At 54.3% G+C, this 19,179-nt stretch carries 17 protein-coding genes and 1 other RNA gene; 17 read left to right on the top strand and 1 reads right to left on the bottom strand.

Features of this window, described 5'->3' with window-relative positions:
- The first annotated feature begins 7 nt into the window (after nucleotides 1-7).
- The 16 genes from rnpB to lpxC all read left to right on the top strand — a co-directional run bounded on the left by rnpB (nucleotide 8) and on the right by lpxC (nucleotide 18,105).
- Nucleotides 8-381: RNase P RNA component class A (gene rnpB / locus ACT3T6_RS07355), an RNA gene on the top strand.
- A gap of 64 nt (nucleotides 382-445) precedes the next feature.
- Nucleotides 446-1,402 carry a 16S rRNA (cytosine(1402)-N(4))-methyltransferase RsmH gene (gene rsmH, locus ACT3T6_RS07350; RefSeq protein ID WP_193053790.1) on the top strand — a complete coding sequence of 319 codons (957 nt, stop codon included), beginning with the start codon at nucleotides 446-448 and terminating at the stop codon, nucleotides 1,400-1,402.
- 2 nt (nucleotides 1,403-1,404) lie between these two features.
- Nucleotides 1,405-1,740 carry a cell division protein FtsL gene (gene ftsL, locus ACT3T6_RS07345; protein WP_172116339.1) on the top strand — a complete coding sequence of 112 codons (336 nt, stop codon included), beginning with the start codon at nucleotides 1,405-1,407 and terminating at the stop codon, nucleotides 1,738-1,740.
- Entirely contained in the window at nucleotides 1,737-3,446 is a 1,710-nt protein-coding gene (locus ACT3T6_RS07340; RefSeq protein ID WP_172116340.1) for a peptidoglycan D,D-transpeptidase FtsI family protein, read from the top strand. Before ftsL ends, ACT3T6_RS07340 begins: the two co-directional genes overlap by 4 nt.
- A gap of 19 nt (nucleotides 3,447-3,465) precedes the next feature.
- On the top strand, nucleotides 3,466-4,962 hold the full coding sequence (locus tag ACT3T6_RS07335; protein ID WP_193053789.1) for a UDP-N-acetylmuramoyl-L-alanyl-D-glutamate--2,6-diaminopimelate ligase: 1,497 nt from the start codon (nucleotides 3,466-3,468) through the stop codon (nucleotides 4,960-4,962).
- The gene (locus ACT3T6_RS07330) at nucleotides 4,959-6,317 is read left to right on the top strand and encodes a UDP-N-acetylmuramoyl-tripeptide--D-alanyl-D-alanine ligase (RefSeq protein WP_193053788.1); all 1,359 of its coding nucleotides are present in this window, start codon (nucleotides 4,959-4,961) and stop codon (nucleotides 6,315-6,317) included. Before ACT3T6_RS07335 ends, ACT3T6_RS07330 begins: the two co-directional genes overlap by 4 nt.
- Before the next feature lie 9 nt (nucleotides 6,318-6,326).
- The gene (mraY, locus tag ACT3T6_RS07325; protein WP_087109356.1) at nucleotides 6,327-7,409 is read left to right on the top strand and encodes a phospho-N-acetylmuramoyl-pentapeptide-transferase; all 1,083 of its coding nucleotides are present in this window, start codon (nucleotides 6,327-6,329) and stop codon (nucleotides 7,407-7,409) included.
- A gap of 45 nt (nucleotides 7,410-7,454) precedes the next feature.
- Nucleotides 7,455-8,834, top strand: coding sequence for a UDP-N-acetylmuramoyl-L-alanine--D-glutamate ligase (gene murD / locus ACT3T6_RS07320; protein ID WP_193053787.1), 1,380 nt, complete (start codon nucleotides 7,455-7,457; stop codon nucleotides 8,832-8,834).
- Complete coding sequence (ftsW, locus tag ACT3T6_RS07315; RefSeq protein ID WP_193053786.1) at nucleotides 8,831-10,015, top strand: putative lipid II flippase FtsW; 1,185 nt, start codon at nucleotides 8,831-8,833, stop codon at nucleotides 10,013-10,015. The genes murD and ftsW overlap by 4 nt, the downstream gene beginning before the upstream one ends.
- A gap of 17 nt (nucleotides 10,016-10,032) precedes the next feature.
- Nucleotides 10,033-11,130, top strand: coding sequence for an undecaprenyldiphospho-muramoylpentapeptide beta-N-acetylglucosaminyltransferase (gene murG, locus ACT3T6_RS07310; protein ID WP_193053785.1), 1,098 nt, complete (start codon nucleotides 10,033-10,035; stop codon nucleotides 11,128-11,130).
- Between the two features lie 53 nt (nucleotides 11,131-11,183).
- On the top strand, nucleotides 11,184-12,596 hold the full coding sequence (gene murC / locus ACT3T6_RS07305) for a UDP-N-acetylmuramate--L-alanine ligase (RefSeq protein WP_226913474.1): 1,413 nt from the start codon (nucleotides 11,184-11,186) through the stop codon (nucleotides 12,594-12,596).
- Complete coding sequence (locus ACT3T6_RS07300) at nucleotides 12,593-13,531, top strand: D-alanine--D-alanine ligase (protein WP_287077841.1); 939 nt, start codon at nucleotides 12,593-12,595, stop codon at nucleotides 13,529-13,531. The genes murC and ACT3T6_RS07300 overlap by 4 nt, the downstream gene beginning before the upstream one ends.
- 9 nt (nucleotides 13,532-13,540) lie before the next feature.
- Nucleotides 13,541-14,254 carry a cell division protein FtsQ/DivIB gene (locus ACT3T6_RS07295; RefSeq protein ID WP_193053783.1) on the top strand — a complete coding sequence of 238 codons (714 nt, stop codon included), beginning with the start codon at nucleotides 13,541-13,543 and terminating at the stop codon, nucleotides 14,252-14,254.
- A 301-nt stretch (nucleotides 14,255-14,555) separates the two neighbouring features.
- Nucleotides 14,556-15,845, top strand: a complete 1,290-nt coding sequence (gene ftsA, locus ACT3T6_RS07290) for a cell division protein FtsA (protein WP_193053782.1) — start codon at nucleotides 14,556-14,558, stop codon at nucleotides 15,843-15,845.
- A gap of 34 nt (nucleotides 15,846-15,879) precedes the next feature.
- Nucleotides 15,880-17,058 carry a cell division protein FtsZ gene (gene ftsZ, locus ACT3T6_RS07285; RefSeq protein ID WP_172116350.1) on the top strand — a complete coding sequence of 393 codons (1,179 nt, stop codon included), beginning with the start codon at nucleotides 15,880-15,882 and terminating at the stop codon, nucleotides 17,056-17,058.
- Nucleotides 17,059-17,193: 135 nt separating this feature from the next.
- Nucleotides 17,194-18,105 (top strand): UDP-3-O-acyl-N-acetylglucosamine deacetylase, encoded by a 912-nt coding sequence (gene lpxC, locus ACT3T6_RS07280; RefSeq protein ID WP_172116351.1) that lies wholly within the window; start codon nucleotides 17,194-17,196, stop codon nucleotides 18,103-18,105.
- 157 nt (nucleotides 18,106-18,262) lie between these two features.
- Here the strand turns inward: lpxC and ACT3T6_RS07275 are convergent, their stop codons facing one another.
- The gene (locus tag ACT3T6_RS07275) at nucleotides 18,263-18,718 is read right to left on the bottom strand and encodes a DUF721 domain-containing protein (protein WP_193053781.1); all 456 of its coding nucleotides are present in this window, start codon (nucleotides 18,716-18,718) and stop codon (nucleotides 18,263-18,265) included.
- 107 nt (nucleotides 18,719-18,825) lie between these two features.
- Between ACT3T6_RS07275 and ACT3T6_RS07270 the strand changes: the two genes are divergently transcribed.
- On the top strand, nucleotides 18,826-19,173 hold the full coding sequence (locus tag ACT3T6_RS07270; protein WP_172116353.1) for a hypothetical protein: 348 nt from the start codon (nucleotides 18,826-18,828) through the stop codon (nucleotides 19,171-19,173).
- Nucleotides 19,174-19,179 lie beyond the last annotated feature (6 nt).

Below are 19,179 nucleotides of genomic sequence, written 5' to 3'. Positions count from 1 at the left end.
TGCCGCCGGAGTTGGCCAGACAGTCGCCGCTAACCCATCTTTTTGATGGGCTGGGGGAGGAAAGTCCGGGCTCCATAGGGCAGAGTGCCAGGTAACGCCTGGGCGGCGTAAGCCGACGGAAAGTGCAGCAGAGAGTAGACCGCCTAAGCCTTTTGAAATAAACCTCAAAGGGCCGGTAAGGGTGAAAGGGTGCGGTAAGAGCGCACCGCGCGCCTGGCAACAGTGCGTGGCATGGTAAACCCCACTCGGAGCAAGACCAAATAGGGACCCAAAGGCGTGGCCCGCGCTGGGTCCGGGTAGGTTGCTTGAGCGCTGTGGTGACGCAGTGCCTAGAGGAATGACTGTCCACGACAGAACCCGGCTTATCGGCCGACTCCCCATTTCCATAAGGGGCCCGCAGTAGCGAGCCCCTTTTATTTTTCTATGAGATTTGTGTGAGAGTAACATGCCTTCTCCTGACGCTGACCAGGTCGTTTCACCGTTTCGCCATACCAGCGTATTACTGGAAGGGGCGGTTGATACCCTTGTACATACTCCTGACGGTATTTATTTAGATGGCACCTTCGGTCGTGGCGGTCATTCACGGTTAATCCTGTCTCGCCTTGGCGACCAGGGGCGCCTGATGGCCATGGACCGTGATCCCCAGGCTATTGCTGCTGCCGCTGAAATCGATGATGCGCGTTTTCAAATTACCCAGCGTGAATTCGCCCGCCTGGCTGACTATGCGCGTGAGCAGGGTGTGTTTGGCAAGCTGTCTGGCGTGTTGTTGGATATAGGTGTTTCTTCTCCGCAGTTGGATGACCCTGAGCGTGGGTTTAGTTTTATGCGCAATGGTCCGCTGGATATGCGTATGGACCCGACGCAAGGCGAAAGTGCAGCCACATTTTTAGCGCGTGCTAAAGAGGCGGATATCGCTCACGTGTTTAAAGCCTACGGTGAAGAGCGCTATGCAAAGCGCTTGGCCCGCGCGGTGGTCGAGCGGCGTGTTGAAACGCCGTTTACGCATACGGTCGACCTGGCCGAGGTGCTAAAAAAAGCCCATCCTGCTTGGGAAAAGGGGCGGCACCCTGCGACCAAAGCATTTCAAGGGTTACGAATTTATCTAAATGGTGAACTAGATCAACTTGATGCTGCCTTAGACGCAGCCCTTGAAGCGCTAGCGCCCGGTGGTCATCTTGTGGTTATCAGTTTCCACTCACTGGAAGATCGCCGTGTAAAACGCTTTATACGTCATTATGTGCGCGGCGATTCGCATCTACCGCGTGGTATGCCTATCCGTGATGATCAGTTAAATCGCCGTCTTGAAGCGTTGGGCAAAGGCGTACGCCCTAGTGATGAAGAGGTGGTCGGCAATCCACGTGCGCGCAGCGCCGTTATGCGGGCTGCCCGAAAACGAGTATAACCATGAGCATGGATCGGATTGAGCGTTGGAGCTCAACGCTACGCACTGAATGGCCCTTTAAACTACGTTTTCGCACGTGGCCGCTGGTTATTTGCCTGCTTTTTTTTGCCTGCATTGTTAGTGGCTTAGCCACCGTTGTTGTTACTCATTTAACGCGCGTTCAGTATGCTCAGCTGCAACAGCTTGGGCAGGAGAAAAATCAGCTGCAGACCGAATGGGGGCAGCTGCTTTTAGAAGAGGGCGCTTGGTCGACACCCGCTCGTATTGAGCAAATTTCGACGGAGCGCCTGGATATGCGTATTCCTGATGTGCACGATGTTGAGGTGATACGACCATGAGAGGCGAACGTCGGGGAGGGATGCCCCGTCATCTACCTGTTGCCCCCCCGTTAGGTAACGGTCGTTTTTACTTTATATTGATCGTATTTTGCGTAGTGGCATGCATCCTTATTGGGCGCATCACGCTGCTACAGGTGATTGACCGACCCTTTCTACAGAGCCAAGGAGATGCGCGAACACTTCGCCATGAAGCGATCCCTGCGCACCGCGGCATGATCACGGATCGAAACGGCGAGCCGCTCGCGATCTCAACACCGGTTGTTACGCTGTGGGCCAATCCTCAAGAGCTACCCGAAGATGGTATTCAGCGCGTTATGCTGGCGCAGGCGCTAGGCATGTCGCCGGATGACTTTGAGGCGCGGGTTGAACTTTATAGCAGCCGTGAGTTTATGTATCTTCGCCGCCAGATGACGCCTCAAGCGGCCCAGCGGATTCTGGATTTACGCACGCCCGGCGTGTATCCCCAGCGCGAGTACAAGCGTTACTACCCTGCTGGCGAGGTCGCCGCACAGATACTTGGCGTGACCAATGTAGATGATAGGGGGCAGGAGGGGTTGGAACTCTCTTATCAGCCTTTCCTGGCCGGTCACCCTGGCCAGCGCCGCGTCATTAAAGACCGCCGTGGGCGTTTGGTGCGCGAGCTAGGCGTCATACGTGAAGCGCAGCCAGGCGGTGACTTGGTGCTTTCAATTGATCAGCGCATTCAATATATGGCGTACCGGGAGCTTCGAGCGGCGGTGGCTGAGCATGAAGCCGATGGTGGCGTACTTGTCATGATGGATGCCCGCACCGGCGAGGTGTTGGCGATGGCTAACCTGCCTTCTTATAACCCTAATAATCGTACCGGGCTTGATCCACGTGGGTTGCGTAACCAGGCGCTGGTTGATGTGTTTGAGCCAGGCTCTGTTATGAAACCGCTGGCCATGGCTGCCATTCTTGAAAGCGGCATTGTTGATCGCGATGCCGTTGTGAATACGTCGCCTGGCTGGATGCGTCTTGATCAATTTACCATTCGTGACTTTCGCGATTATGGTGAGTTGACGCTTGCTGGTATTTTGGAGCACTCATCCAACGTGGGTATGTCCCGTTTAACGTTGCAGTTAAGCGATACGGCTATGTGGGAAAAATATAACCAACTAGGGCTGGGGCAATCCCCTGGAACGGGTTTTCCTGGGGAGTCAACGGGCAGCCTTCCGGCCCCGGTGCGCTGGTCGCGTAGTGAGCGGGCAGCGCTCTCTTACGGCTATGGTTTGTCTACCTCGGCTGTTCAATTAGCCAGTGCTTATACCGCGCTGGCTAATGGTGGTATGCGCTTACCGCCTTCATTGCTACGCCTTTCTGAACCGCCCCAAGGACTGCCTGCCATTGAGCCCGCCGTCGCCAATGATTTGCTGAGTATTCTGGAGACATCCGTTGCCGCCTATACCGGTGGTCGGCGCGCACGCGTTGAAGGTTATCGTGTGGGAGGCAAAACCGGGACTGTGCGTAAGTCGGGGCAGGGCGGTTATACCACGGATGCTTATCGCAGTGTATTTGCAGGCATTGCGCCTATTTCCGACCCGCGTATTGTGACCGTGGTGATGATTGATCACCCTAAAGCGGGTGAATTTTATGGCGGTGCAGTGGCCGCTCCGGTCTTTTCAAGCGTGACAGGCAACGCATTGCGCTTGTTGGACGTACCGCCAGACCATGAAGTTGACGAGTAAGAATGGCTAAGGAGATGGCATGACGTTGGCTCCCACCGATGTATGGAGTGCGCTGAGCAAAGTATGGCCGGGTGCTTCGTTTGAGCAGCCGCTTCCCGAACTACCCGCGTCTTTACGTCTGACCACCGATTCACGCGCGCTGGAAGTCGGCGATATATTTGTAGCTGTTCCAGGTAGTCAGCGTGACGGGCGCGATTTTATTCGCGCAGTGCTTGAGCAAGGCGCTTCGCTGGTGCTGGCGCATACCACGGAGCGCCATGCGACCTGGGATGGGCGTGTACTCTACTTGCCACATCTGGCTGCCCGCTTGGGAGAGTTGGGTAAACAACTTTTTAATGTTCCGGATGACCTTGAGGTTATTGGCGTCACCGGTACCAATGGTAAAAGCTCCGTTACTCATTACATTGCAGAACTTAGCGAAGCGCTAGGTGTTCCGGCGGGTGTGGTAGGAACGCTGGGTGTAGGCCGCCCAGGCCAGCTAGTGGATACTGGGCTCACCACGCCGGGGCCTTTAGCCCTGCAGGCGGCGTTTGGAGAGCTGGCGCTTCAGGGCATTAAGCGAGTAGCGCTTGAGGCTTCCTCTCATGCCCTTGACCAACATCGTTTAGATGCTGCCAATATAAAGGTGGGCGTGTTTACCAATCTAACGCGAGATCATCTTGATTATCATGGCAGCATGGCGGCTTATGCCGCGGCCAAGGCGAAGCTGTTCAGACGTAGCGAGCTTGAGCTTGCAGTGGTTAATGCCGATGATCCTCTGGCGCGATTGATGCTGGCTGGTTGTGATCAAAGCGTTCGCGTATTGGCGGTCGGTCAGGATGAGGCCGTAACGCTACGGGTGATGGACGTTCAGACAAGCGAAACAGGCCAGCAAGCACTTATTGCCACGCCCGAAGGCGAGCGCATGTTAGTGCTGGGTCTGGTCGGGCGCTTCAACCTGGATAATGTGTTGTTGGCCATGGCGACGCTTTATGGATGGGGCCATTCGATTAACTCACTTTTCGAGGCTGCCGCTGCGCTTACCCCGGTACCTGGCCGTATGGCGCTTTATCACGCAAAAGGCGTTCCGGGTGTGGTGATTGACTATGCCCATACTCCTGATGCGTTACACAATGCGCTCACAGCGCTGCGCGCCCATTTAAGCAAGGCGGGCAAGCTGTGGTGTGTGTTTGGCTGTGGCGGTGAGCGCGACACAGGCAAGCGCGCAGAAATGGCAAAAGCGGCGGAGGCGCTGGCGGATGTGGTCGTGGTGACTGACGATAATCCACGGGGCGAGTCAGCAGCGCAGATTCGTCAGCACATTATTGCCGGGCTCGCCTCAACGGCAACACTGCTCGAAATAGCGGACCGTCGTCACGCGCTCAGTCAAGTAATTCAGCAGGCAGCTCAAAATGATGTGATTCTGGTCGCAGGGAAAGGCCACGAGGCCTATCAGGAGATCAACGGCGTCCGCCACGCTTATAACGATGAAGATGAAGTCATGAAGGCGTTTGCATTGCGGGGTAGTGCACAATGAACTGGACACTGGCCGATGCCGCCAGAGTGCTGGGGATTATGGTGCCCGCCAGCGATGCATCGCGCGCATTTACCTCCATTGTGACGGACACTCGGCAGATTGTGCCTGGCTGCTTATTCATCGCGCTTAAAGGGCCGCGGTTTGATGGTCATGATTTTATCGAACAGGCCCGCGACAAAGGCGCGGCGGCAGCACTGGTTGAGTCCGTTGTTGAAAGTCCACTGACTCAGTTGGTATGCCCTGATACACGCCTGGGGCTTGGGCTTTTAGCGGGCGCGTGGCGCTGTCAGTGCGGGATTCCGTTAGTCGGTATCACGGGAAATAGTGGCAAAACGACGGTGAAGGAGATGACGGCTGCGCTGTTATCGCCGTTGGGTAACGTGTTGGCCACCAAAGCCAATCTTAATAATGATATTGGCGTACCTCTCACGCTTTTACGCTTAGCGCCCGAGCATCAAGCAGGCGTGATTGAGCTAGGCGCAAATCACTTGGGCGAAATCGCCTGGTCCAGTCGATTAACCGTACCGGATGTAGCGGTGATCACCAACGTAACGGGCGCGCATGTTGGCGAGTTTGGAGGTATGGGGCATATTGCCCAAGCCAAAAGCGAGCTGCTGAGCGGTCTAAGTGAGCAGGGCATCGCGGTGCTCAATCGCGATGATCGTTACTACCCCTTTTGGGCTGCCTGTGCGTCGCCGCGCCGTGTGATCAGTTTTGGGTTTGATAGTACTGCGGATGTTCATGCCTCGGCGCTTTCCTGTGACTCTCAGGGGCGGTATGCTTTCACGCTTGTTCAACATGGCAAACCGCTGGGCGATGTGCAGCTTGCCATGCCAGGTAAGCACAACGTGAGCAATGCGCTGGCCGCGGCTGCGGCCGCATTAGCGATAGGCGTCACGCCCACGGATGTGATTGAAGGTCTGCAGACCCTACGCGCGTTGAAGGGAAGGCTAAGTATCGTTTCGGGGCTTAATGGTGCCACGCTGTTAGACGATACGTATAATGCCAACCCAGGGGCGGTCAAAGCCGCTATGGAGACGTTAATGCGTTTCCCCGCGCCGCGTTGGTGCGCGCTGGGCGCCATGGGTGAGCTGGGAGACGAAACGGAAAAACTGCATGCTGAGATGGGCCGCTATGCGGCTGAGCTTGGCATCGACGGGCTGTTGACGTTGGGTGATAACGCGCGTCCAGCTTGTGACGCCTTCGGTCGCGGGCAGCATTTTGACGACCACGAGACGCTAGTGCGTCATGTCATTAATACTTTGCCGCCCAATGCCACGTTGTTGGTTAAAGGGTCGCGTAGCGCCGGTATGGAAAAGATCATTACTGCGCTGTGCTCGGATGAAATAAGGTAAACGCCGTTCATGTTACTTTACTTGGCGAATTTTTTAGCTCAGTACTATACGGGCTTTCAGGTTTTTAACTATCTCACCCTGCGCGTCATTCTTGCCGCGTTAACGTCATTAATGCTTTGCCTTTGGCTAGGGCCGTGGGTTATTCGCCGGCTTGTGGAAGGCCAGATAGGCCAGGCCGTGCGTGATGATGGCCCGCAGTCACATCTTTCAAAAGCGGGCACCCCTACTATGGGAGGGGTGATGATCCTGCTGGCCATCGGCATCAGCACCATCATATGGGGTGATTTAACCAACCGCTACGTGTGGGTGGTCTTGGCCGTTACGCTGGGCTTCGGCGCGATAGGCTGGGTCGATGATTACCGGAAAGTGGTAGAAAAGAACCCGCGAGGCCTGCCGGCACGCTGGAAATACTTTTGGCAGTCGGTGGTAGGCCTTGGCGCTGCGTTAGTGCTGTTTTTCACCGCAACCACGCCCGTTGAAACCAGCTTGTTGGTGCCGCTGTTTAAAGACGTCGCACTGCCGCTTGGCGTGTTCTATATCGTATTAACCTACCTGGTGATTGTGGGTAGTTCTAACGCCGTGAATTTAACCGACGGGCTGGATGGCTTGGCCATTATGCCAACCGTGCTGGTAGCGATGGGATTGTCGGTGTTTGCCTACGCTAGCGGTAATGCAGTGTTCGCCAACTACTTGCATATCCCGTTTATAAACGGCACCGGTGAGCTGGCTATTTTCTGCGCCACGATTGCAGGTGCGGGTCTCGGCTTTTTATGGTTTAACACGTACCCCGCCCAGGTGTTTATGGGAGATGTAGGTGCGCTTGCCCTGGGGGCGGCGCTTGGGGTTGTGGCGGTCATCGTTCGCCAGGAGATCGTCCTGTTTATTATGGGCGGTATCTTTGTAGTGGAGACGTTGTCGGTGATCCTGCAAGTAGGGTCTTACAAACTGACGGGGCGACGTATTTTCCGTATGGCGCCGCTGCATCACCACTTCGAGTTAAAAGGTTGGCCTGAGCCACGCGTTATTGTGCGCTTCTGGATCATTACCGTTGTGCTGGTGCTGCTGGGCCTCGCGACGCTCAAGGTTCGTTAATCGGTAGCGTTATCGCCTTAAGCGTAAACCGCAAAGGAGCCAGAGATGGTGCGAGTACCCAAGGGTGTCACGGTGGTCGTTGGCTTGGGCCTTTCAGGTCGAGCAATATGCCGCCACCTGGCACGCACGCATACGCCGTTTATGGTCGTCGATACGCGCAGCGAGCCGCCGGGGCTTGACGCTTTTTATGCAGCCCATCCAAACGTTGACGTCATCTGCGGCCCTCTGACGTCGCTCGATTTTACGGACGCTTATGAAGTAGTGCTTAGCCCTGGCGTTGGCCCTGATTCGCCGGGTCTTGAAAGCCTGGCTGGGCGCGTTAACCCGCATACTGGCGAACCTGTGCTGATTGGTGAAACGGCGCTATTTGTTCGCGCGACCCAGGTCCCCATTGCGGCTATCACGGGATCAAACGCGAAATCCACGGTGACCACTCTACTGGGTGAGATGGCCAGGGCGGCTGGTTTGCGAGTGGCGGTTGGCGGCAACCTGGGAACGCCCGCACTGGATTTATTGGCCGAGCAGCCGGATGCAGAGCTGTATGTTCTTGAGCTTTCCAGTTTTCAGCTTGAAACCACGCCTGTCTTGGGTGCGAAAGTCGCGGCTTTCTTGAATCTGAGCGAAGATCATTTGGATAGGCATGGTGATATGTCGGCCTATCGTTTGGCAAAACAACGCATTTTTAACGGCGCGCAGTATGCGGTTGTCAATCAGGACGACCCCCTGACTTGGCCTTTTCAAGCAGGGCCAGGCATTGTCAGCTTTTCAGCGAACCCGCCCACAGACAGCAGCTGGGGGCTGGTATGGCAAGGGGCCGAGCTTATGCTCATGCAGGGGCAGACGTCATGGGTTTCGGCAAGTGAATTGAAAATGGCTGGCCAGCACAACTATACGAATGCATTAGCGGCACTGGCAATGGGGCAGGCGTTGGCGCTTGATGCATTTGCCATGGTAGAAGCCTTAAAAGCCTTTACGGGGTTGCCTCACCGGAGCGAAACAGTGGCCTGTATTAATGGGGTGACGTGGATAAACGACTCGAAAGGCACCAATGTTGGGGCAACATTGGCCGCTATTGAAGGGTTGGGCGCTACGTTAACGGGCCGCTTGATTTGGTTGGCGGGTGGTGTAGGTAAAGGCGCTGACTTTTCGCCGTTAGCGGTGCCGTTGGCGCGCTGCGCGCGGCTGGCACTGCTATTTGGTGCTGATAGTGATCGAATTTCAGACGCGGTAGCAGCGCATGTGCCGGTCCAGCAGGTAAACGACTTAACGCAGGCAATGGAGGCCGCATTTAGCCAGGCAGAGCCTGGCGACTGTGTGTTGCTGTCACCTGCCTGTGCAAGCCTGGACCAGTTTCCCAACTACCAGGTTCGAGGTGATGCTTTTCGTCACTGGGTGGAAAGCAGTGCGGCGAGAGTATCCTTATGAGCCGATTAAAGCGCTTGCACACTGTATTAACGACGCGAAACTTCCCCTGTGATATCTGGCTCATTGCAGCCGCTGTGGCGCTTGCAGGCATTGGCTGGGTGATGGTCAGCTCGGCCTCAATAGGACTTCTGGAGAATAGCTTCTACTACTTTCGGCAGCATGGGGTTTTCTTGCTCATTTCAACGTTAGGCTGCTTGTTTATGCTTAGCGTACCCCTTGAAGTATGGCGCCAGAATGCGGCACTGATTTTTTTAATAAGCATAGCACTGTTGGTAGGCGTGTTGCTGTTTGGTCAGGAAATTAACGGCAGTAAGCGCTGGATAGCGCTGCCGGGCCCGCTGCCTAGTCTTCAAGTATCTGAGCTTGGTAAAATAGGCCTTATCTTTTACATGGCGATGTTTATGTCGCGTTTTACCTATGATTTACGCCGTCGTGTTTTTACCATGTGGCGCCCCATTGCGGTGTTGGCGCTACCAGCAGGACTGCTGTTTTTAGCGCCCGACTTTGGCGGCATGGTGGTCTACACCACGTGTGTCATTGGCATGTTAATGATGAGTGGTGCATCGCTCGTGTTACTTATTGGCAGTGGTACTGTTTTGGGATTTGGTGCGGTCATGATGGTGGCGCTGGAGCCTTACCGTCTGGCGCGTTGGACCAGTTTTTTGGACCCGTGGGCAGACCAGTTCGCAACCGGCTATCAGTTGACCCAAGCGCTGATTGCCTTTGGTCGTGGGCATGTTACAGGCACCGGATTAGGTAATAGTGTCCAGAAACTGCACTATTTACCCGAGGCGCATACCGATTTTATCTTTGCCGTTATTGCCGAAGAGCTAGGCATGATTGGCGCTATTGCGATTATCCTGCTGTTTACCCTATTGATTAGTCGCGCCATGTGGATTGGCCGGAAGGCTGAACTTGCGGGCCATCTTTTTGGTGCTTACGTAAGTTACGGTATCTGTTTTGTTATTGCCTCTCAGGCATTTATCAATATGGCGGTAAGCTCGGGGCTACTGCCCACCAAGGGGCTGACCTTGCCTTTGATAAGTTATGGTGGTTCGAGCTTATTGGTTATTGGCATGATGATTGGTCTGCTTTTGCGGGTTGACGCAGAAACACGACAGCGGCCGAGCCGTGCGCCAACCCCCTATAAACCGCGCCATGAGCCGCGGTTATCGAAATAATTTTCAAGGAGTCGTTTGTGACGGTGAACGCACATCGGCGTGTTTTAATCATGGCAGGAGGAACGGGCGGGCATGTGATCCCCGCGCTTTCCCTTGCGCGTGCGCTTATGGCGCAAAACATTGACGTTGAGTGGTTGGGTAGCCCCAGAGGTATTGAAAACCGGCTGGTGCCTGAGGCCGGTATAAAGCTGCATACCATTGCCGTGAGCGGGTTGCGCGGTAATGGTATGGCAGGCTGGCTTAAAGCGCCTGTGAACCTTAGCCGCGCTATTTGGCAAGCACGTGACGTCATAAAAAGCTTTAAGCCGCAGTTGGTGGTTGGCCTCGGTGGTTTTGCCAGTGGCCCAGGCGGGCTTGCTGCGTGGCTATCGGGTATTCCGCTGGTCGTTCATGAGCAAAATGCAGTTGCCGGCTTAACCAACCGCGTGCTTTCTCGCTTGGCGACGCGCAGCTATGCTGCCTTTTCTGAAGCGTTCGGTACGCGGGCAGACGTCATTGGCAACCCCGTGCGTGAAGATATAGCGACACTTGGCCAAGTGCCGCGTACGATCGAGGCATTACAGGGGCGCCCGCTGCGCTTGTTAGTGGTGGGGGGGTCATTAGGAGCTGTGGCATTAAATGAACGCTTGCCCCAAGCGATTGCTGCGCTACCACCCGGTAAGCGCCCGGAAATACGCCACCAGGCCGGGAAGTCGCGGGACGCTCAAACGGCACAAGGGTACGCCGAACATGGCATACAGGCCGATGTTTCCGCGTTTATTGATGATATGGCCGCAGCGTATGATTGGGCTGATTTGGTGGTTTGTCGAGCGGGGGCGTTAACGGTTGCAGAGCTGGCGGCTGCGGCAAAGCCCTCGCTTCTTGTTCCGTTTCCTTTTGCGGTCGATGATCACCAGCGAGTCAATGCCAATGTACTGGTTAATGCGGGTGCTGCGCTATGCGTTGTGCAATCCGCGCTGACGCCTGAGCGTTTAACGCACTATTTAAATGACCTGTTAGAGCCCGCTACGCTGGCGCTGATGGCTTCCCGCGCACGCCAGGCTGCGCACCTGGATGCCACAGAGCGATTAGCCGAAGGATGCCTAGCGATACTACACAAAGGAGAAAACGTGTGACCGACTCAGTAACCCCATCGTCGCTGCAACGCATAAGCTCAAGCGGCCCGGGTATGCGCCGTATTCAGCATATTCATTTCGTCGGTATCGGTGGCGCGGGCATGTGTGGTATTGCCGAAGTATTGGCCAATCAAGGTTACAGCGTCAGTGGCAGCGATATGAAAGCCTCTTCGGTTATTGAGCGGCTTCGCGTGTGTGGTGTTCGGGTTGAGATTGGCCATGCCGAGGAGAATGTCGAAGGGGCCGACGTTGTGGTTGTTTCAAGCGCCGTTGATACGACCAACCCTGAAATTCGCTGGGCACATGAGCACCGTGTCCCCGTGGTGCGTCGTGCCGAGATGCTGGCAGAGTTAATGCGATTTCGTCACGGGATTGCGGTTGCCGGTACCCATGGAAAAACAACCACGACCAGCTTAACGGCGACGCTGTTAGCCGAAGGCGGCCTGGACCCGACCTTTGTCATTGGTGGGAAGTTGACCAGTGCCGGTACCAATGCGCGCTTGGGTGAAGGGGATTATCTGGTTGCAGAGGCTGATGAGTCTGACGCTTCATTCCTGCATTTGCAGCCAATGGTGTCGATAGTTACCAATATTGATGCTGACCATATGAGCACCTATGGTGGCGATTTCGAACGGTTAAAAGATACCTTTATCGAATTTCTACACAACCTGCCGTTCTACGGGTTGGCTATATTGTGTATCGATGACCCGCATGTACGGGCACTGCGAACTCAGATTAAGCGCCAGTTCGTTACCTACGGTTTTGCAGAAGATGCCGATTATCGGATTACCGATTTTGTGCAGCAAAGTGGTGAAGTTTCCTTTACGGCTTTGCGGCCTGGTCAGGCTGCGCCCTTAAACGTGCGGCTTGCCATGCCTGGTCAGCACAATGCGCTTAATGCGATGGCAGCGATTGTTGTTGCTACGGATGCAGGCGTGAGTGACGAGGCGATTTTGCGCGGTCTGGCGGGGTTTGCTGGGGTAGGGCGGCGCTTTCAAGTGCATGGCCATTTCCCTGCGCCTAAAGCGCCCGGCAAGATTATGTTAGTGGATGATTATGGCCATCATCCGCGCGAAGTGGATATGGTCATCAGAGCAGTCCGCGCTGGCTGGCCTGAGCGTCGTTTAGTGATGCTTTATCAGCCCCACCGCTACAGCCGGACTCGGGATCTCTATGAAGATTTCGTTCGAGTACTGTCCCAGGTAGATACGCTGGTACTTTTAGACGTATACAGCGCGGGCGAGGCGGTTATCCCTGGCGCTGAAGGGCGCACGCTTGCAGGTTCGATTCGTCAGCGCGGTGAGGTAGACCCGCTTTTTGTTGAACATAAGCAGGAGCTGCCAGCGCTATTGGCCAATGTACTGAGACCCGACGACATCCTAATTACTCAGGGGGCGGGCGACGTAGGTGGTATCTCGCTCAGCTTGGCCAAGGCGAAGCTGCAAATGAGTGAGGTGGAACTGTGAGCCTGAAAGACGTCAATATTGATTGCTCACGTGTGGTGGTGGTTTACGGCGGTTCTTCTGCTGAGCGTGAGGTTTCCCTTAAAAGTGGTGCCGCTGTACTTGAGGCGCTAAAACGCCAAAAGATTAACGCAGAAGGCTATGACTTACGCGATAAGGGGTTAGCCGGACTTGAGGCTATGGCGCCATCGGCGATATTTGTCGCTCTGCATGGTCGTGGTGGTGAAGACGGTACGCTGCAGGGCGCGCTTGAGCTCTTGGGTATTCCCTATACCGGTAGTGGCGTTATGGCGTCAGCACTGGGAATGGATAAGCAGCGCACCAAGCAGGTTTGGCAAGCCATTGGGCTGCCCACGCCGGAAAGCATTATGCTGACGGCTGATGCAGACTGGGCCGGAGTGGTCGCCACGCTTGGGTTGCCGATGATGGTTAAGCCAGTACATGAAGGCTCCACGCTTGGGATCAGTATAGTTAAAAGCCAGGAGGCGCTTGAGGCCGCCTATCGCGAAGCGGCACAATTTGATGCCCGAGTGATGGCCGAGCGCTTTGTGGTCGGTGAGGAGTACACGGTGGCGCTGCTGGATGAGCGTGTATTGCCCGCTATTCGGGTCGAAGTGCCTGGCGGATTCTACGACTATGAAGCCAAATACGTTTCCAATACGACCCAGTACCATCTTCCTTGTGGGCTTACCGCAGAAGAGGAAGCGCAGCTGGCAACGCTGTGCCAGCACGCGTTTGCGGCCATTGGTTGTGAAGGCTGGGGGCGTGTGGACGTGATGCGGGATGCCAATGGCCAGTTCTGGCTATTGGAAGTCAATACCGTGCCTGGCATGACCGATCACAGTTTGGTGCCTCAAGCCGCTGCCTATGCGGGCATCGAATTTGATGACCTGGTGGTGCAGATACTCCACTCTGCCGGAAAGCAGAACGCATCATGATGAGGCCTTATGAAAAGGCGTAATGCCTGGTTTGGTATCCTGCTTCTGGCGTTACTGTTAGTGGCAGGAGGGCGCGCGCTATGGCTATGGCTGGATCGGCCCATCGAGCGTGTTTCCATCCGTGGGGAGTGGGATTACGTAAGCGCAGACTACCTACGCACTCAGCTTGCCCCTTTGGTTCAAGGTGCCACTTGGTTATCGGCTGATTTAGGCGTGCTGCGTAACCGGGCCCTGGAGATTGGCTGGCTTAAAGAAGTACGTATTTCTCGTGAGTGGCCGAATGCGCTGGTGTTTGAACTGGCGGAACAAGTGCCCGTTGCGCGCTGGAATGATGACTTTTTGCTTAACCCGAAAGGCGAGCCCTTTGCTTTTGCACCTCTGGCGGTGCCTTCAGGTCTTCCTGATCTTGCGGGCCCCAGCGGAAGCAGTGAAGAGGTGCTAAATTACTATCATCGCCTAACACCTTATTTCGCAAACTTGTCGTTGGCACTTACTCAGTTTCGATTAGAGCCGCGCGGTGCATGGCGTGTACAGCTAAGTAACGGTACCTGGATTATGCTGGGCCGGCGCGAGCATGAAGTGCGTTTGGCACGCTTAGCGGCCTCCTGGCAGCGCGAATTATCAAGGTATAGTGAGCATATTCGTTATATTGATCTGCGCTATCCTAACGGTGTCGCTGTTGCCTGGCATGGCCAGAGCGATTTTGAGGCATCAGAAGACTAACTCAAGTTTTAATTAACGCGCTTTAGCCATGATAAGTCGCCGACAGCGCGTAAAAACGCATTAATGGGGTTTAAATTACACTTCAAGCCCATTATTGTGGGCTTGGGCTGGTCGTATTATGCCAATTGTTTCTATACTATGGGATATCGGTGATTTTGTAGATTTAAACTTCACATCAGCGTACAGCGCTATTGAGCTATCAGCGCTTACCGGTTGCAAGTTATAATAGGCAAAGAATAAGTTGGTTTAAGTATCCCTATTTATTTTAATTTAAAAAGTTTACAAGGAGAATTCCCGACTCATGGCAGGCTCACCCAATGCATCGAATATGGTGGTCGGGCTGGACATTGGAACGTCCAAGGTCGTCGCAATTGTCGGTCAACCTACCGATGATGGCGGCATTGAAATTGCTGGTATCGGCTCGCATCCGTCACGGGGTATGAAGCGAGGCGTTGTCATTAATATTGAATCAACCGTTCAATCTATTCAGCGCGCTGTGGAAGAAGCCGAGCTTATGGCTGGCTGCGATATTCACTCGGTATATGTGGGCATTGCGGGTAGTCATATTAGCTCGATGAATTCAGATGGCGTGGTCGCTATTAAAGAGCGTGAAGTTACTCCTTCTGATATTGATCGCGTTATTGATTCAGCGAGGGCAAGGGCGGTTTCAGAAGGTCAGCGCGTTTTACATGTACTGCCCCAGGAATTTGCAATTGATGCACAAGGCGGTATTCGCGAGCCCTTGGGCATGTCCGGTGTACGTTTAGAAGCGCAAGTTCATCTGGTAACGGCAGCACTCAACGCGGTACAGAATATTGAGAAATGTGTTCGACGCTGTGGTTTGGACGTCGACTCAATTATCCTGGAGCAGCTGGCATCCAGCATGGCAGTGTTGACCGAAGACGAGCGTGAATTAGGCGTTTGCATGGTGGATATCGGTGGTGGAACCACTGATATGGCCATCTTTACTGAAGGTGCCATTCGACATACGGCCGTTATACCAATTGCTGGTGATCAGGTCACCAACGATATTGCCATGGCGCTACGTACACCGACGCAGCACGCAGAAGAGATCAAGGTTAAATACGCTTGTGCCTTAACGCAATTGGCCGCAAGCGATGAAATGATTAAGGTTCCTAGCGTGGGTGATCGTCCGTCACGCGACTTGTCGCGTCAGGCGCTCGCAGAAGTGGTCGAACCACGCTATGAAGAGCTATTTACACTGGTTAGAGACGAATTACGTCGCAGTGGCTATGAAGACATGGTTGCCGCTGGTGTTGTGCTCACTGGTGGCACCTCACGTATGGAAGGGGTCGGCGAACTGGCGGAAGAGATATTCCACATGCCGGTTCGTATTGCTTGTCCGCAAAACGTTAAAGGTTTAGCGGATGTCGTGCGAAACCCCATTTATGCGACAGGTGTCGGCTTATTGCACTATGCACTGCAAGAAGCGCGGCATGGGCAGGGTCTAGAAAGCCACGGGGGAGTCATTGCACCTCACAAAGGTCGCAACGAGCTCTCTCGACGTGATATCAAGGAAGACCATTCGGCGCTGGCCAGAATCAAGGGCTGGTTCAAAGGAAATTTCTGACAGGGCCGCAAGCGCGGTTCAGGAGACGGGGCTTATGTTCGAATTAGTAGATAACGCACCCTCAAGTAGTGCGGTCATAAAAGTAGTCGGTGTTGGTGGTGGTGGCGGCAATGCCGTCAATCACATGGTTGAAAGTAACATTGAAGGCGTTGAATTTATTTGCGCCAATACCGATGCCCAAGCGCTTAAACGCGTATCCGCAAAAACAGTATTACAGCTAGGTGGTGAAATCACCAAGGGGCTCGGTGCTGGCGCCAACCCTGAGGTAGGTCGCCAGGCCGCGATGGAAGATCGTGACCGAATCGCTGAGCTGCTTGAAGGCGCCGATATGGTCTTTATTACCGCTGGTATGGGCGGTGGTACAGGCACTGGCGGCGCGCCAGTGGTTGCGCAAGTTGCCAAAGAACTGGGTATTTTAACGGTCGCTGTCGTTACGCGGCCTTTCCCGTTTGAAGGCCCCAAGCGTATGCGCGCTGCCGAAGAGGGAATGAAAGAGCTCTCTCAGCATGTTGATTCGCTGATCACCATACCCAACGAAAAGCTTTTATCCGTACTGGGTAAAAGCGCGACGCTGTTAACTGCGTTTAGCGCTGCTAATGATGTATTGCTTGGCGCTGTTCAAGGTATTGCCGAGCTGATCACAAGCCCTGGTATTATCAACGTCGACTTTGCTGATGTGCGTACTGTTATGTCTGAAATGGGCATGGCAATGATGGGTACGGGCGGAGCTACCGGCGAGAACCGCGCCCGTGAAGCAGCCGAAAAAGCTATCCGTAGCCCGCTTCTGGAAGATATCGATCTGCATGGCGCGCGAGGCATTCTGGTCAATATTACGGCAGGCCCGGATCTGTCGATTGGCGAGTTCAACGATGTAGGTGCCACCGTTCAAGAGTTTGCTTCACAAGAAGCGACCATTGTCGTGGGAACTTCCATCGATATGGAAATGTCGGATGAGTTGCGTGTTACTGTTGTTGCTGCTGGATTAGATGGCGCGAAAGCTGCCAAAGCGACGACACGTGAACCTGCACGCCGCTCTTCTGCTGACTCTTCTGATTACCGTAAGCTACAGCAGCCTACCGTAATGCGTCAGCAAGCAACTGCCCGTGCAGAGGCGCCTGAACACGCGCCCAAACCGCGTCCGGAAAAGAGTCGCTCAGCCGATGCTGACGACTATCTGGACATACCTGCTTTCTTGCGCCGTCAGGCCGATTGATTGTTTCTATAGGTTTACCGGGCCAGCAAACGAGTGTTTTATTGGTTAAAACGCTCGTTTGCTGTTAAAGTGAACACTGTTTGATAACTTTCCTTCCCCTACGGTACTACCGTCATTAGAGTTCGACCACTGCCCATGATCAGACAACGCACCCTACAAAACGTCATCCGCGCCACTGGAGTGGGTCTGCACTCCGGCAAAAAAGTCCACATGGCTTTGCGTCCGGCGCCGACAAACACCGGGATTGTGTTTGTTAGAACCGATCTGGAGCCTGTGGTACATATACCCGCACGCGCAGAGTTAGTGGAAGACACAACACTTTGCACTGCACTTTCACTCGAAGGTGTGAAAGTGGCAACGGTTGAGCATTTGATGTCAGCGTTTGCAGGACTAGGCATCGATAATGCTTACGTTGACCTAAGTGCTCCCGAAGTACCGATTATGGACGGTAGTGCCAGCCCGTTTGTGTTTTTAATCCAATCGGCGGGTATTCTTGAGCAGGATGCAGCAAAGAAATTTATACGTATCAAGCGTCGCGTCGCGGTTAAAGATGGCGATAAAGAAGCCGTTTTCCTTCCGCACCAAGGGTTCAAGGTCTCGTTCGCCATTGACTTCGACCACCCGGTTTTCGAACAGCAGAAACAAACCGCGCTTATCGATTTTTCGACGACCTCTTTTGTGAAAGAGGTTTCTCGGGCGCGCACCTTTGGGTTTATGAAGGATTTGGAGTTTTTGCGCTCTAATAACCTGGCCCTGGGGGGAAGCCTGGATAATGCGATCGTGGTTGATGATTATCGCATCGTCAATGAAGGCGGTTTGCGTTACGAAGATGAGTTCGTCAAGCACAAGGTGCTGGATGCGATCGGCGATTTGTATCAGTTAGGCTACAGCCTGATTGGTGAGTTTCACGGTACAAAATCTGGCCATGCGCTGAATAACCAGCTTTGCCGCGAATTGATGGCACAGCCTGATGCTTATGAAATCGTAACGTTTGAAGATGAAAAAGCTGTTGCGCCTATTTCGTACGCAGCGCCTGCAATGGCCTAATTGCCAAGCAGGAGTGTCAGATATTAACTATGACGCGCTATCCAGGTTCCCCCCTTTGATAGTGCTCAAGCTCACTGGTCTTGATGAAAAAAAGCACCGCTCAGGCGGTGCTTTTGCGTTTCTGGCATTTGAGAAATGTGCAATGCGCGCGGCATGCTTATTTTGGTGCGTGAGCCGCAAGGCGCTCTAACGCTTTACGCAGCGCAGGATTGTGTGTGTCGCTTGCGCACTCGCTGAGCGTTTTTCCCGCGCTGGCGGATAAGTGTCGGGTATTACGCAAAGGTGCTTCAACTGGGCGGACGGGGCGTACTTTAAAGGTAAAGCCGTTCACAGCCTCAAAGCCTGGCAGTTGATGTAGCAGCGTCAACAGCCGCTGCTGTTCAAAGCGCAACCATGTCAGCCAGCTTGCCTGCCCACTGATCAGGGTTAAGCGCCCATCGCGAAAGCCGCCGACAAAGATATGTGGGCGCATCTCTTCTGGCAGGTGGGCTCTTAAATGACACTGGGCCTGATCTATCAAGCGAGACTGGCGCATTAATTGGCCAATATCCCCTGACTTGTTTAGCAGACGGGCGATGGGCTGTGCGCGAGAACGCTTAACCTTTATACTCATACGCTTGAATCCTGGGGTAACCCCTCAATATATAACCAAGTAGCGGCATCTACACGGATGCATTACTTATTTGCAGAGCCTAACACGCTCAGGAGCCAATCCACAGCATGTCCTCCACGCTTAACACCTTTTCTGCTTTGCCGCGACGTAACCGTCGCTATGGCTTGGCGCGTTGGTGGCTGGCGGGGCTCCTGGTAAGCTGCTTGTTGCCCAATAGTTTAGTGCCTTTTGATGCCATGCGGGGGGCTGAGCGTAACGTCTGCGTGTGTTTGTGGGTGCCGGCTATTTTACGTGCTCAATCGCATTGGATCGCCAAAAGGCGACGCGCATTGCGCGGTTGGCAGCAGCGATTTAAACGTATCGCGGTGCAGCGCCACTTTTTACCTGTTTATGTCTTTATAAAGCGCCGGGTAGCCGCACACGATGTGCTTACCCAGCGCGGTCCGCCCGCTTAACTCACG

It is taken from the genome of Halomonas sp. 72 (assembly GCF_052379785.1).
Lineage (GTDB): Bacteria > Pseudomonadota > Gammaproteobacteria > Pseudomonadales > Halomonadaceae > Vreelandella > Vreelandella citrativorans.
Note: the sequence above shows the minus strand (reverse complement) of the source record. Positions and strands in the feature narration are given on the sequence as shown.

What these genes read in the sequence shown, in the direction of transcription:
- mraY (WP_087109356.1), top strand. Translation starts at nt 6,327, where the DNA reads ATGTTACTTTACTTGGCGAATTTTTTAGCTCAGTACTATACGGGCTTT.
- lpxC (WP_172116351.1), top strand. Translation starts at nt 17,194, where the DNA reads ATGATCAGACAACGCACCCTACAAAACGTCATCCGCGCCACTGGAGTG.
- ftsA (WP_193053782.1), top strand. Translation starts at nt 14,556, where the DNA reads ATGGCAGGCTCACCCAATGCATCGAATATGGTGGTCGGGCTGGACATT.
- ACT3T6_RS07330 (WP_193053788.1), top strand. Translation starts at nt 4,959, where the DNA reads ATGAACTGGACACTGGCCGATGCCGCCAGAGTGCTGGGGATTATGGTG.
- ftsL (WP_172116339.1), top strand. Translation starts at nt 1,405, where the DNA reads ATGAGCATGGATCGGATTGAGCGTTGGAGCTCAACGCTACGCACTGAA.
- murC (WP_226913474.1), top strand. Translation starts at nt 11,184, where the DNA reads ATGCGCCGTATTCAGCATATTCATTTCGTCGGTATCGGTGGCGCGGGC.
- ACT3T6_RS07275 (WP_193053781.1), bottom strand. Translation starts at nt 18,718, where the DNA reads ATGAGTATAAAGGTTAAGCGTTCTCGCGCACAGCCCATCGCCCGTCTG.
- rsmH (WP_193053790.1), top strand. Translation starts at nt 446, where the DNA reads ATGCCTTCTCCTGACGCTGACCAGGTCGTTTCACCGTTTCGCCATACC.
- ACT3T6_RS07270 (WP_172116353.1), top strand. Translation starts at nt 18,826, where the DNA reads ATGTCCTCCACGCTTAACACCTTTTCTGCTTTGCCGCGACGTAACCGT.
- ACT3T6_RS07340 (WP_172116340.1), top strand. Translation starts at nt 1,737, where the DNA reads ATGAGAGGCGAACGTCGGGGAGGGATGCCCCGTCATCTACCTGTTGCC.
- ACT3T6_RS07335 (WP_193053789.1), top strand. Translation starts at nt 3,466, where the DNA reads ATGACGTTGGCTCCCACCGATGTATGGAGTGCGCTGAGCAAAGTATGG.
- ftsZ (WP_172116350.1), top strand. Translation starts at nt 15,880, where the DNA reads ATGTTCGAATTAGTAGATAACGCACCCTCAAGTAGTGCGGTCATAAAA.
- ftsW (WP_193053786.1), top strand. Translation starts at nt 8,831, where the DNA reads ATGAGCCGATTAAAGCGCTTGCACACTGTATTAACGACGCGAAACTTC.
- ACT3T6_RS07295 (WP_193053783.1), top strand. Translation starts at nt 13,541, where the DNA reads ATGAAAAGGCGTAATGCCTGGTTTGGTATCCTGCTTCTGGCGTTACTG.
- murD (WP_193053787.1), top strand. Translation starts at nt 7,455, where the DNA reads ATGGTGCGAGTACCCAAGGGTGTCACGGTGGTCGTTGGCTTGGGCCTT.